The organism is Pseudomonas sp. Irchel s3f19, from assembly GCF_900187555.1.
GTDB lineage: Bacteria > Pseudomonadota > Gammaproteobacteria > Pseudomonadales > Pseudomonadaceae > Aquipseudomonas > Aquipseudomonas capeferrum.
In genome coordinates, this window is the sequence record NZ_FYDW01000009.1 from 110,919 (window position 1) to 124,016 (window position 13,098).

Sequence of the window (13,098 nt, forward strand, 5' to 3'; positions counted from 1 at the left end):
GCCCCCTGATTTCCGTGTCGCCGCCGAAATTGCTAGGGCTGCTTCGCACCCCCTTCGCGACGCAAGGCCGCTCCTACAGGGCGTGCGTTACTGGGGCGCGAGCGCGTCCAGCAGCCCTTTGAGGTAGGCACTGCCTTGTGGGTCCAGCGGCTGCAGGGGCAGTCGCGGTGCGCCCACATCCTGGCCCCGCATTTTCAGCCCAGCCTTGATGGTGGTGGGCAGGCCACGGCGGGTGATGTACGCCAACAATTCGTATTGGCGGTAGAACAGCGCACGCGCCTCTGCCAGCTCGCCGTTCTGCACGGCGTCCCACAAGGCCAGGTTCAACGCGGGGATCAGGTTTGGCGCTGCGGTGCACCAGCCCGTGGCGCCGGCAACCAGGGCTTCCAGGGTGAGCGGGTTGCAACCGTTGTAGAACGCCACCTTGCCTTCGGTCGCGGTGTACAGGCGGTGCATGCGCTGAATATCACCGGTGCTCTCCTTGACCATGGTGACATTGGCGACTTCGCCCAGAATACGCAGGATCAGCTCAACCGACAGGTCGGTGCCGCTGGTGCCCGGGTTGTTGTAGAGCATGATCGGGATGTCGATCGCCGCGCCGACCGCTCTGTAGTGGTCGACCACCTCGGCCTCGGTCAACTTCCAATAGGAGACGGGCAACACCATCACCGCCGTGGCGCCGCACGCCTGGGCCAGGCGGGCACGTTGCACGGTACGCGCGGTGGTCAGGTCCGAGACGCTGACCACGCTGGGTACGCGGCCGGCGATCTTCTCCAGGCTGAAGCGAACCACAGATTCCCACTCGCTATCGGACAGGTAGGCGCCTTCGCCGGTACTGCCCAGCGGGGCGATAGCGTGCACGCCGGCCTGGATCAGGCTGTCGATGGATCTACCCAGTGCGTTCAGATCGACGGAGCCGTCTGCCGCGAAGGGGGTGATGGTGTAGCCGATGACGCCGCGAATTACAGGTGTAGACATGACCAGGTACCTTTGCCGTTGTTCAGGAAGGGGGACAACTTCGATCAGCCCAGGCAGTCGCCATGGGCACGCAAGGCACGACGCGCGAAATAGCTGAACGCGGCGCCATGGCGTTTTGGCGTGGAAATCCAGTCATGGGCTTCTTTGCCAAGTGCTTCGGGGATCGGGCGGATCTCACCGGCGCCCATGGCCAGCAGCTGCATCCTGGCGGCGCGTTCGAACAGTAGAGCAAGCACACAGGCTTCCTCGATCGAGCGGCCGGCGATCAACAGGCCATGGTGTGAAAGCAGGATCGCCCGCTTGTCGCCGATGGCCCCGGCGATGATCTCGCCTTCTTCATTGCCCACCGGCACACCCGGCCATTCCTTGAGGAAGGCGCAATCGTCGAACAGCGGGCAAAGGTCCATGTGCGAGATGGCCAGCGGCACTTCGAGCATCGACAGGGCGGCGCTGTGCAACGGGTGGGTATGGATGATGCAGTTCACGTCGGGGCGTGCGCGATACAGCCAGCTGTGAAAGCGATTCGCTGGGTTGGCCATGCCGTGGCCGTGCAGCACGTTCAGGTCTTCGTCGACGACCAGCAGGTTGGAGGCCGAAATCTCGTCGAAGCCCAGGCCAAGCTGTTGGGTGTAGTAGGTGCCAGGCTCCGGCGCCCGTGCGGTGATCTGCCCGGCCAGGCCGGAGTCGTGGCCGCCGTCGAACAGGATTCGGCAGGTCAGGGCGAGTTTCTGCCGCGGGGTGTAAGTGTTGTCGGCCAGCGCAGTCAGCATCTGCTGCTGGGCATGTTTGACGAGCTGGTCCTTGGGGGTCTGCATGGTCGTGGTCACGGAGAGTACCTGCATGAGAAGGCGGTAATGACTACCTGGCTGGCACAGCGTGCAAGCTAGGACACACATCGATACTAATGACACCTTGTGTCATAAGCAAGCAATGTGTCATCGCTTCTCGATGATCAGATACAGGTCGCCATGAAAGGCCCGCGCTTACCGTCCCCCGGCAGCGCCGCCATTTTCCAGGATCCTGGCCCCCGATCCCTCCTTGCCCAGCACGTCCTCGGGGTTGCGCAGCGGGCAGTCTTGCAACGACAGGCAACCGCAGCCGATGCAGTTGTCCAGGCTGTCTCTCAGGGCCTCCAGCGTGCGAATGCGGGCGTTCAGGTCTTCTCGCCAGGCCGATGACATCTCGCCCCACTGGGCGGCCGTGAGTTTGCTGTTCGGCGGGTAGCGGCCCAGGGCGCGTTTGATTTCTTCGAGGGGGATGCCGGTGCGCTGGGCCACCTTGATGATGGCGATGGTGCGCAGCACCAATGCGGGGTAACGCCGCTGGTTGCCGGCGGTACGGGTGCCGGCGATCAGCCCTTTGGATTCGTAGAAGTGCAGGGCGGAGACCGCCACGCCACTGCGTTTGGCGACCTCGCCGACGGTGAGCAGCCGCGAGCTGTCGGTGGATGATTTAACTGTCACGCCGGTTGACCTCAAGTTAGCTTGAGCTCTTATAGTCCCGCCCGATCGTTCCTGCAACCACCCAGCAGGTGCGCATCTGGCCAATGGCCGCCTAGTTTCAGCGAATTGCTCAAGTAGCCCAGTGCTCGCTGAAAGACCGGGTGGCACTCGGCATAGGGCAAATGGTCGAGCGCAGCCCAGAAGAACTCGAACGTATGGCCATGGTCATCCAGTGTCTGGTGAAGCCATCGCTCAGGTAGAACACCCTCTGCCCGGCACAGGTGAAACGACCAGGTCTGCCCAAGATGGCCGGAATCCCAGCACCCCAAATCGTCCCCGATCGTGGCGTTGTGGATACCAGACTCTTCATGCAATTCACGCAGGGCGGCTTCCCGCGGCGTTTCGCCGTTTTCAATGGAACCCTTCACCAGCTGTACGCCCGCCAGGGGATGACGGAACAACAGAATACAGGGCGGCGACGAGGGAGAGAGGACGACTGCGCACGCCTTGTCCGGGAGCATGTTGATTTCCGTATCGGTAAACAGGGGGGGGCAGCATCATACGCGCTCATGCGCTCGCAGGTGTCGACAGCGCTTGCAGGCAGCACGCAGCCGCTCACTTGCCGCTGATCACCCGGGTCCACAGCCGGGTGCTCAAGCGCATGCCCGCCGGTGACAAGGTCTGGATCGGGAACAGCGTATCCAGCACGGCCTGGGGCGGGTACACCGCCGGGTTGTCGCGCAGCGCCGGGTCCACATACGGTAATGACGCCGCATTGCCGTTCGGGTACTTCACCGCATTGCTGATATGCGCCATGACCTGGGGGTCGAGCAGGTAGTTGAGGTAGGCGTAGGCTGCATCCAGGTGCGGCGCAGCTTTTGGAATCACCACCATGTCCACCGCCACCGTCGAGCCTTCACGGGGAATGCTGTAGCCCAGGTGCACGCTGTTGTTGGCCTGCTGCGCGCTGTTCATCGCCTGCAGCACATCGCCGCTGAAGCCGATCGCTACGCAGATGTTGCCGTTGGCCAGGTCGCTGACGTACTTGGACTGGTGGAAGTAGCTGATCGACGGGCGAATCGCCATCAGCGCCGCCTCGGCATGCTTCAGGTCTTCAGGGCGCTCGCTGTGCGGGTCGAGCCCCAGGACCTTGAGGGTGATTGGCAACACCTGCGTCGGGTTGTCGAGGAACGCCACGCCACAGGCACTGAGCTTGCGGATGTTTTCTGGGTTGAACAGCAATTGCCAGGACTGGGTGACATCGGTGTCGCCGAAGATCGCCTTGATCTTGTCGACGTTGTAGCCGATGCCGGTGGTCACCCACATGTAGGGGATGGCATGGCGGTTGCCGGGGTCGCTGGCCTGCAGCAGTTGCATCAGCTTGGGGTCGAGATTGTTCCAGTTGGGCAGCTTGCTGCGGTCGAGCGCCTGGATGGCGCCGGCCTTGATCAGCCTGGGCAGGAAGTGGTTGGACGGGCTGACCAGGTCGTAGCCGCTGCCGCCGGTCATCAGCTTGGCCTCGGTCGTCTCGTTGCTGTCGATAAGGTCGTAGGTGGGCTGGATGCCGGTGCGGCGGGCGAACTCGGCCAAGGTGTCATCGGCAATGTAGCCGCTCCAGTTGGCGATGTTGACCGATTCGGCGGCCTGGGCCGTCAGGCTGAACAGCGCCGCGGACAGCACGGCCATGCAGGTACGTTTCATCATCTTGCCCTCTGTTGTTGTAAGTGTTCGCAAGTGCTCATGGCAGTCAACGTTCGCGCCGCGCGCGGCGTACTTCCCAGGCCATGCGCAGGGAGGCGCCGATATCGAAGAACGGGCGTGGCGGCAGGTAGCCGGGTTGGGCCTGGCCGAGCACGTCGGTGAGCAGCGCCGAGGTCGATGTGCTGGCCATGTCGACCAGCAGCCTGCCCCACAGGGTGCCGCGGGCGACGCCCGAACCGTTGCAGCCGGCCACGGCATGCAGCCCTTCATCGATCCGCGCGAAGCACGGCTCGCCGGAGCGGGTGCCGCTCAGGTGGCCGGTCCAAGTGTATTCGAGGTCCGTGGCGGCCAGCCCGGGGAAGCGTTTTTCCAGCCCTTGCAGATGTTGCTGGCGACGGGCCTGCAACTGCGTGCCATTGAGGTCGCGCTGGCGGTACTCCACCGTGTTGCGAATCAACAGCCGTCGGCCCGGCAGCAGGCGCAGGGTCGCGCCGCCCGGCAGGGTCGACAGCACGCCCCAGGTGCGCTCGCCGAACTGGCTTTGCCAGCGAGCCTCGGTCAAGGGGCGGGTGATGCTGGCGCTCAGTTCCAGCGCGAAGGTGCCGCTATGGTGCACGCCGACCCGGGGCAAGAACGCCCCGACGCAGGCCAGCACTTGGGGCGCGTTTATAACGCCGGCTTCGGTCTGGGCCTGCCAGCCACGCCCGGCGCGGCGAAGGCTCAGCACCGCGCTGTGCTCGTATACCTCCACCGCCTTGGGCAGGCTGTCGGCAAGGCCGCGCACATACTTCGCCGGCTGCAGCAGTGCGTTGCCACCGGCGCAATGGATGGCGCGGGTGTAGAAACTGCTGCCAAGGCGCTGCTGCAACGCTTCGCCTTCCAGGTAGCGAGCGTTGGCGCCAACGGCCTCCAGTGTGTGGATCACGGCGTCGGCCTGCTGCAGGTGCGCGGGTCGATGCACGGCAAAGTGATAGCCCGCGTCATCGTATTCGCAGGCGATACCCAGCTCGCCGATACGCTGGCGCACCTCCTGTGCGGCCGCCACACCAATGCGCGAAGCCACGGCAAAGCCGGCAAAGCCTGGGTTGCCGAGCAATTCATTGGGCGAGGGTAGTTCATGGCTGACGGCAAAACCCGAGTTGCGTGCCGAGGCACCCTGGGCCACTCGCTGCCGGTCAAGCACGACAATGCGTTGCCCTGGGAAACGTGCGGCCAGCGTGTGGGCTGCGGCAAGGCCGGTGATGCCGCCGCCAATGATCAGCCAGTCGCAGGCGTGCTGGCCTGAAAGGCGCGGGTGCGGGGCAGACTCGCCCGCCAAGGCGATCCATCCACAGCGGTTGTCGATTGCCATCAGCTCCTCCACAATCAATGCGCACCGGTTATCGGTGTTGGTCTTGGGTGCGCCTTCAGGGCTTAATCTACGAGGGCTGTGGCCTTGTTTCTAACGCTAAAATTTCATTCAGCTATTCTTGAAACGCATGGATAAAATCTTTCGTGTGCCCTCGCTTCAAGCCCTTCAGGCGCTTATCCACGTAGCGGACAGCAGCAGCTTTACCGAGGCCGCCAGGCAGCTGCACTTGACCCAGAGTGCGATCAGCCGCCAGGTTCAGCAGCTGGAGGAGCATTACGGTGTGGCGCTGTTCGACCGCACCAGCCGCAAGGTGGCGCTGACCGAGCAGGGCCGTGATGTGTATGCGGTGGCTTGCGAAGCGCTGAACGGTCTGCGGGCCCTGGCGCAACGGCTTTCCCCGGCACCGGTGGATCGGCCGTTTCGTATTCGTATCTTCGTGTCACTGGCGGTGCGCTGGCTGCTGCCCAGGCTGAGCAGCTTCTACGCACTCAACCCGGCGTTATGCCTGTCCATCGAAACCGTGAGCGGGGAGGTGGTGGACACCAGCGGGGATTGCGATGCCTACGTGCTGTATTTGCGTGACGGCCTGGATGGTCGACCCTTGACGGTCTTGTTCGATGAGTACCTGGTGCCGGTCTGTGCGCCAAAGCTGGGCGACGGGCAGTTGCCGCCACGCTCGCTGAAGGCGCTGGGTGAGCATGCGCTGATCCATGGCTCGACCGCGCGTCACGAGTGGAACCTGTGGCTGCAGGCGCACCAGGAGGGCCCCGAACGCAGTTACAAACACCTGATGTTCAACCTTGACGACCTTGCCCTGGATGCTGCCGCCCGCGGCCTGGGCGTGGCCATGAGCGACCAGGTGCTGGCGCACGACGCACTGGCCCGGGGCGACCTGATCGTGCCGTTCGGCGCACCGCTGAAGACCGGTGGCGTGTACGCGCTGTGGTTACGCGACAGCGGCGTCGCGCACCCGGCCTGCAAGGCGGTATTGCAGTGGTTTGAGGCGCAGCTGGAGCGCACGCGCCAGGCGAATAGCGAATGGCATGATCTGGGCGTGACCAGGTCAGCGCCCTGATGTAGTCCATTGCCGAAACAAACTTCTGCCTTCGCGGCCCTTCAGGCTTGCATCAGACCTCGCAGACGAACGTCCCGGTCCCCTGCAGAATGTTCTGCAGCGTTTCCTTCACCTCGTCCATATCGCTCAGTTCGCTGGTCAGGATGATCTCCAGCGTTTCATCCCCCTTCAAGGCATCGCGATCCCCGGCCGCCACTTCGATCAGCAGGCGCTGGGCAGTCAAGGTCACCTTCAAGCCATCCAGCGTCGAGGGCTCGTCATCGAGCGTCAGGTCGACCGTGTCTTCATCCGGGTAACGGGTGAGCAGGACCATCTGACACTTGTCGCCGTGGCAGCAGAGGGTCGCCATGTTGTCTTCCTCGTCATCGCAAGGGTTGGCGAAGAGCAGGGCGGTCTTGATTTGCATGAACAGGCTCGGGTCAAAGGAAACGGAAGGGAATTCTGACAGTCTTGTGTACATCCATAAACGTAAAGTTACCGCCCCTTGACCGAAATTGTCGCAGCGCTGCAAGCGTTGGTGACTACTCAGTCGTTAAGCTTCGGCGAGCCCTGAGCGTGCCACGCACGTTCAACGCCTGGTTTAACCGTCCGCCTTGCCACGGGTTGGCTATCGTTGATTCGTACACGGCGCACGCGAGCGACGCTTCAATTATTACAAAGCCCAAGCGGAGTACCACAGATGGCGTTTTTCACCGCAGCCAGCAAGGCCGACTTCCAGCATCAACTGCAAGCGGCTCTGGCGCAGCACATCAGCGAACAGGCACTGCCACAAGTGGCCCTGTTCGCCGAACAGTTCTTCGGCATCATCTCAATGGACGAACTCACCCAGCGCAGGCTTTCCGACCTGGCTGGCTGTACCCTTTCTGCCTGGCGCATCATCGAGCGCTTCGACGCCGAACAACCCCAAGTGCGGGTGTACAACCCTGATTACGAACGCAACGGCTGGCAGTCGACCCACACCGTGGTCGAGGTGTTGCACCACGACCTGCCGTTTCTGGTGGACTCGGTGCGCACCGAGCTCAACCGCCGCGGCTACAGCATCCACACCCTGCAGACCACCGTACTGAGCGTGCGCCGCGGTGCCAAAGGCGAGCTGCTCGAGCTGCTGCCCAAGGGCACCCACGGCGAGGGTGTGCGCCATGAGTCGCTGATGTACCTGGAGATCGACCGTTGCGCCAACGCCGCCGAACTGACGGTGCTGACCCGCGAGATCGAACAGGTGCTGGCTGAAGTGCGTGTGGCGGTCGCCGACTTCGAACCGATGAAGGTCAAGCTGCGCGAAGTGGTGGCGCAGGTCGAGCAGACTGCGTTTGGCCCGGCGCAGCACGAGAAGGGCGAGGTGAAGGCGTTTCTCGAGTGGTTGCTGGACAACCATTTCACCTTCCTGGGCTACGAGGAGTTCACCGTCCAGGGCGGCAGCGATGGCGGCCAGATGGTCTACGACGAGCAGTCCTTCCTCGGCCTGCCGCGGCGCTTGCGCGTGGGGCTGACGTCTGAAGAGCTGCGCATCGAAGACTACGCCGTGGCCTACCTCAACGAGCCACTGTTGTTGTCCTTCGCCAAGGCCGCGCTGCCCAGCCGTGTGCACCGCCCGGCCTACCCGGACTACGTGTCGATTCGCCAGCTGGACGCCGAGGGCAAGGTGGTCAAGGAATGCCGCTTCATGGGCCTGTACACCTCTTCGGTGTACGGCGAGAGCGTGCATGCCATCCCTTACATTCGGGTCAAGGTTGCCGAAGTCGAGCGCCGTTCGGGCTTCGACCCCAAGGCTCACCTGGGCAAGGAGCTGGCCCAGGTGCTCGAGGTGCTGCCGCGCGACGACCTGTTCCAGACGCCGATCGACGAGCTGTTCAGCACCGTCATGGCCATCGTGCAGATCCAGGAGCGCAACAAGATCCGCGTGTTCCTGCGCAAGGACCCGTACGGCCGCTTCTGCTACTGCCTGGCCTACGTACCGCGTGAGATCTACTCCACCGAAGTGCGGCAGAAGATCCAGCAGGTGCTGATGGAGCGCCTGAAAGCCAGCGACTGCGAGTTCTGGACCTTCTTCTCCGAGTCGGTACTGGCGCGGGTGCAACTGATTCTGCGGGTCGATCCGAAAAACCGCATCGACATCGACCCGCAACAGCTGGAAAACGAAGTGATCCAGGCGTGCCGCTCGTGGCACGACGACTACTCGACCCTGGTGGTGGAGAACTTCGGCGAAGCCCAGGGCACCAACATCCTGGCCGACTTCCCCAAAGGCTTCCCGGCGGGCTACCGCGAGCGCTTCGCTGCGCATTCGGCAGTGGTCGACCTGCAGCACGTGCTGGGGCTGTCCGAAAGCAAGCCGCTGGCCATGAGCTTCTATCAGCCATTGACCCAGGTCGGCGAGCGTACCCTGCATTGCAAGCTGTACCACGCCGACACCCCGTTGGCGCTGTCCGATGTGCTGCCGATCCTGGAGAACCTCGGCTTGCGCGTGCTGGGCGAGTTCCCGTACCGCCTGCGTCACGCCAATGGCCGTGAATACTGGATCCACGACTTCGCCTTCACCTACAGCGAAGGCCTGAGTCTGGACATCCAGCAGCTCAACGACACCTTGCAGGACGCGTTCATCCACATTGTCGGCGGCGACGCCGAGAACGACGCCTTCAACCGCCTGGTGCTGACCGCCGGCCTGCCTTGGCGCGATGTGGCACTGCTGCGTGCTTATGCCCGCTACCTCAAGCAGATCCGCCTGGGCTTCGACCTGGGTTACATCGCCAGCACCCTGAACAACCACACCGACATCGCCCGCGAGCTGACCCGGTTGTTCAAGACCCGCTTCTATTTGGCGCGCAAGCTTACCCAGGACGACCTGGACGACAAGCAGCAACGCCTGGAACAGGCGATCCTGAGCGCCCTGGACGATGTTCAGGTACTCAACGAAGACCGCATCCTGCGTCGCTATTTGGACCTGATCAAGGCCACCCTGCGGACCAACTTCTACCAGCCGGACGGCAACGGCCAGAACAAGTCGTACTTCAGCTTCAAGTTCAACCCCAAGCTGATCCCCGAGCTGCCAAAGCCGGTACCCAAGTTCGAGATCTTCGTCTATTCGCCACGGGTCGAGGGTGTGCACCTGCGCTTTGGCAACGTCGCCCGCGGCGGCCTGCGCTGGTCGGACCGCGAGGAAGACTTCCGCACCGAGGTGCTCGGCCTGGTCAAGGCCCAGCAGGTGAAGAACTCGGTGATCGTGCCGGTCGGCGCCAAGGGCGGCTTCCTGCCGCGCCGCCTGCCACTGGGTGGCAGCCGTGACGAAATCGCCGCTGAAGGCATTGCCTGCTACCGCATCTTCATTTCCGGCCTGCTCGACATCACCGACAACCTCAAGGACGGTGGCGTGGTGCCGCCGGCCAATGTGGTGCGCCACGACGATGACGACCCGTACCTGGTGGTGGCCGCCGACAAAGGCACCGCGACGTTCTCCGACATCGCCAACGGCATTGCCATCGACTACGGCTTCTGGCTGGGCGATGCCTTCGCCTCGGGCGGCTCGGCCGGCTATGACCACAAAAAAATGGGCATCACCGCCCGGGGCGCGTGGGTTGGCGTACAACGCCACTTCCGTGAGCGCGGCATCAATGTGCAAGAAGACCCGATCACCGTGATCGGCGTCGGCGACATGGCCGGCGACGTGTTCGGCAATGGCTTGCTGATGTCCGACAAGCTCAAGCTGGTGGCGGCGTTCAACCACCTGCACATCTTCATCGACCCGAACCCGGAGCCGGCCAACAGCTTCGCCGAGCGCAAGCGCCTGTTCGACTTGCCGCGTTCGGCCTGGAGCGACTACGACACCAGCATCATGTCCGAAGGCGGCGGGATCTTCCCGCGCAGTGCCAAGAGCATCGCCATCAGCCCACAGATGAAAGAACGCTTCGCCATCGAAGCCGACCGCCTGACCCCGACCGAGCTGCTCAATGCACTGCTCAAGGCGCCGGTCGACCTGCTGTGGAACGGCGGCATCGGCACTTACGTCAAGGCCAGCACAGAAAGCCACGCCGATGTCGGCGACAAGGCCAACGACGCCCTGCGCGTCAACGGCAACGAGCTGCGCTGCAAGGTGGTGGGCGAGGGCGGCAACCTCGGCATGACCCAGCTCGGCCGGGTCGAGTTCGGCCTCAATGGCGGCGCGACCAACACCGACTTCATCGACAACGCTGGTGGCGTCGACTGCTCGGACCACGAGGTCAATATCAAGATCCTGCTCAACGAAGTGGTGCAGGGTGGCGACATGACCGAGAAGCAGCGTAACCAGCTGCTCGGCAGCATGACCGAAGAGGTCGGCGCGCTGGTGCTGGGCAACAACTACAAGCAGACCCAGGCGCTGTCCCTGGCAGCCCGTCGCGCCCGCGAGCGGATCGCCGAATACAAGCGCCTGATGGCGGACCTGGAAGGGCGTGGCAAGCTGGACCGTGCCATCGAATTTCTGCCGTCCGAAGAGCAACTGGCCGAGCGCCTGGCCGCAGGCCAAGGCCTGACTCGCGCCGAGCTGTCGGTGCTGATCTCGTACAGCAAGATCGACCTCAAAGAGCAACTGCTCAAGTCGCGGGTGCCGGACGACGACTACCTGACCCGCGACATGGAAACTGCGTTCCCGCCCTCGCTGGTCAGCAAGTTCGCCGATTCCATGCGTCGCCACCGCCTGAAGCGCGAGATCGTCAGCACCCAGATCGCCAACGACCTGGTCAACAACATGGGCATCACCTTCGTCCAGCGCCTGAAGGAGTCGACGGGCATGAGCCCGGCCAACGTGGCGGGTGCGTATGTGATCGTGCGCGACATCTTCCACCTGCCGCACTGGTTCCGTCAGATCGAAGCCCTGGACTACCAGGTGCCGGCCGAGGTCCAGCTGACCTTGATGGACGAACTGATGCGCCTGGGCCGCCGCGCCACCCGCTGGTTCCTGCGCAGCCGTCGCAACGAGCAGGACGCCGGGCGCGACACCGCGCACTTCGGGCCGAAGATCGCGCAACTGGGGCTCAAGCTGGACGAGTTGCTGGAAGGGCCGACCCGCGAGCGCTGGATGGTGCGTTACCAGGGCTTTGTCGAAGCCGGTGTGCCTGAACTGCTCGCGCGCATGGTGGCCGGTACCAGCCACCTGTACACGCTGTTGCCGATCATCGAGGCGGCTGATGTCACCGGCCATGACCCGGCGCAGGTGGCCAAGGCGTTCTTCGCGGTGGGCAGTTCGCTGGACCTGACCTGGTACTTGCAGGAAATCAGCAACCTGCCGGTGGAAAACAACTGGCAGGCCCTGGCCCGCGAGGCATTCCGCGACGACATCGACCTGCAGCAGCGGGCGATCACCATCTCTGTGTTGCAGATGGCCGATGCGCCGCAAGACATGGATGCCCGCGTGGCGCTGTGGGCCGAGCAGCACCGGGTGATGGTCGAGCGCTGGCGTGCGATGCTGGACGACCTGCGCAATGCCACCGGCACGGACTATGCGATGTATGCGGTGGCCAACCGCGAGCTGGTCGACCTGGCAATGAGCGGGCAGGCGGCGGCGGTGCCTTCATAAGTCGCAGGCTGTAAGCTACAAGCTGCAAGCAGACCTTCGCAGGTTTCGCTTGCAGCTTTTGTCTCCGCCACCATTGGCTGTCTTGGCGCATTCCCGCTTTTTTCTTGTAGCTTGAAGCTTACAGCTTGAAGCTTTCTTACTTGAACCGACGCTCCACGCCTTTTTCCACCAGAATCTTCGCCGAAATCTCCTCCACCGAAAAATGCGTGGAATTGATATTGGGAATGTTCTCCCGGCGGAACAGGCTCTCTACCTCGCGGACTTCGAACTCGCACTGGGCAAAGCTTGAGTAGCGGCTGTTGGGCTTGCGCTCGTGGCGAATGGCGGTCAGGCGGTCGGGGTCGATGGTCAGGCCGAACAGCTTGTTGTGGTGCTTTTTCAGCACCGCTGGCAATTGCAGGCGCTCCATGTCGTCTTCGGTCAGCGGGTAGTTGGCCGCACGGATACCGAACTGCATGGCCATGTACAGGCAGGTTGGCGTCTTGCCGCAACGCGAGACCCCGACCAGAATCAGGTCGGCCTTGTCGTAGTAGTGCGTGCGCGCGCCATCATCATTGTCCAGGGCGAAGTTGACCGCTTCGATGCGCTCCATGTAGTTGGAATTACCGCCGATCGAGTGCGATTTGCCGACGGAATACGACGAATGGGCGGTCAATTCCTGCTCAAGCGGGGATAAAAACGACGAAAAGATGTCGATCATGAAGCCGTTCGAGGTGGCCAGGATCTCACGGATGTCCTGATTGACGATGGTGTCGAAGATGATCGGCCGCACGCCATCACGCTCGGCAGCAGCGTTGATTTGCTGCACCATGGTTCGCGCTTTGTCCGGCGAATCGATGTAGGGACGGGTGAATTTGCTGAACGGAATGCTTTCGAATTGAGCGAGCAGGCTTTGCCCCAGGGTCTCGGCAGTGATGCCGGTGCCGTCGGAGATGAAGAACGCGGTTCTTTTCATTTGCACCCTGGGCCTTAAGCTGATGACGTTTCTTGGATATGATAAGTTCGG

10 protein-coding genes are annotated in these 13,098 nt (G+C 63.0%); 2 read left to right on the forward strand and 8 right to left on the reverse strand.

The window, feature by feature from the left end:
- Positions 1-87: 87 nt before the first annotated feature.
- From CKW22_RS19850 to CKW22_RS19875, 6 genes are all read right to left on the reverse strand, one after another.
- Complete coding sequence (locus CKW22_RS19850; RefSeq protein WP_047583271.1) at positions 88-978, reverse strand: dihydrodipicolinate synthase family protein; 891 nt, start codon at positions 976-978, stop codon at positions 88-90.
- Positions 979-1,022: 44 nt separating this feature from the next.
- Positions 1,023-1,805 carry an aldolase gene (locus tag CKW22_RS19855; protein WP_095064916.1) on the reverse strand — a complete coding sequence of 261 codons (783 nt, stop codon included), beginning with the start codon at positions 1,803-1,805 and terminating at the stop codon, positions 1,023-1,025.
- A 156-nt stretch (positions 1,806-1,961) separates the two neighbouring features.
- On the reverse strand, positions 1,962-2,408 hold the full coding sequence (gene soxR, locus CKW22_RS19860; protein WP_081874759.1) for a redox-sensitive transcriptional activator SoxR: 447 nt from the start codon (positions 2,406-2,408) through the stop codon (positions 1,962-1,964).
- Between the two features lie 62 nt (positions 2,409-2,470).
- On the reverse strand, positions 2,471-2,941 hold the full coding sequence (locus tag CKW22_RS19865; RefSeq protein WP_033701486.1) for an NUDIX domain-containing protein: 471 nt from the start codon (positions 2,939-2,941) through the stop codon (positions 2,471-2,473).
- A gap of 94 nt (positions 2,942-3,035) precedes the next feature.
- Positions 3,036-4,124, reverse strand: a complete 1,089-nt coding sequence (locus CKW22_RS19870; RefSeq protein ID WP_095064863.1) for a polyamine ABC transporter substrate-binding protein — start codon at positions 4,122-4,124, stop codon at positions 3,036-3,038.
- Positions 4,125-4,167: 43 nt separating this feature from the next.
- Positions 4,168-5,466: an FAD-binding oxidoreductase gene (locus tag CKW22_RS19875; RefSeq protein ID WP_095064918.1), complete on the reverse strand. Its 1,299-nt coding sequence runs from the start codon at positions 5,464-5,466 to the stop codon at positions 4,168-4,170.
- Between the two features lie 133 nt (positions 5,467-5,599).
- Here CKW22_RS19875 and CKW22_RS19880 point away from each other — a divergent pair, with 133 nt between their 5' ends.
- Positions 5,600-6,547 (forward strand): LysR substrate-binding domain-containing protein, encoded by a 948-nt coding sequence (locus tag CKW22_RS19880; RefSeq protein ID WP_050506121.1) that lies wholly within the window; start codon positions 5,600-5,602, stop codon positions 6,545-6,547.
- Positions 6,548-6,599: 52 nt separating this feature from the next.
- Here the strand turns inward: CKW22_RS19880 and CKW22_RS19885 are convergent, their stop codons facing one another.
- Positions 6,600-6,953, reverse strand: a complete 354-nt coding sequence (locus CKW22_RS19885; protein WP_095064865.1) for a hypothetical protein — start codon at positions 6,951-6,953, stop codon at positions 6,600-6,602.
- 273 nt (positions 6,954-7,226) lie between these two features.
- On the opposite strand from CKW22_RS19885, the gene CKW22_RS19890 reads away from it, so the two are divergent.
- Positions 7,227-12,092, forward strand: coding sequence for an NAD-glutamate dehydrogenase (locus CKW22_RS19890; protein WP_095064867.1), 4,866 nt, complete (start codon positions 7,227-7,229; stop codon positions 12,090-12,092).
- A gap of 136 nt (positions 12,093-12,228) precedes the next feature.
- Here CKW22_RS19890 and CKW22_RS19895 read toward each other — a convergent pair whose 3' ends face one another.
- The gene (locus tag CKW22_RS19895) at positions 12,229-13,047 is read right to left on the reverse strand and encodes a pyruvate, water dikinase regulatory protein (protein WP_033700492.1); all 819 of its coding nucleotides are present in this window, start codon (positions 13,045-13,047) and stop codon (positions 12,229-12,231) included.
- Positions 13,048-13,098 lie beyond the last annotated feature (51 nt).

Bases quoted from the DNA above. Each gene is read 5' to 3' on its own strand.
- CKW22_RS19850 (WP_047583271.1), bottom strand. From the start codon at position 978: ATGTCTACACCTGTAATTCGCGGCGTCATCGGCTACACCATCACCCCC.
- CKW22_RS19865 (WP_033701486.1), bottom strand. From the start codon at position 2,941: ATGCTCCCGGACAAGGCGTGCGCAGTCGTCCTCTCTCCCTCGTCGCCG.
- CKW22_RS19870 (WP_095064863.1), bottom strand. From the start codon at position 4,124: ATGATGAAACGTACCTGCATGGCCGTGCTGTCCGCGGCGCTGTTCAGC.
- CKW22_RS19880 (WP_050506121.1), top strand. From the start codon at position 5,600: ATGGATAAAATCTTTCGTGTGCCCTCGCTTCAAGCCCTTCAGGCGCTT.
- CKW22_RS19885 (WP_095064865.1), bottom strand. From the start codon at position 6,953: ATGCAAATCAAGACCGCCCTGCTCTTCGCCAACCCTTGCGATGACGAG.
- CKW22_RS19890 (WP_095064867.1), top strand. From the start codon at position 7,227: ATGGCGTTTTTCACCGCAGCCAGCAAGGCCGACTTCCAGCATCAACTG.
- CKW22_RS19895 (WP_033700492.1), bottom strand. From the start codon at position 13,047: ATGAAAAGAACCGCGTTCTTCATCTCCGACGGCACCGGCATCACTGCC.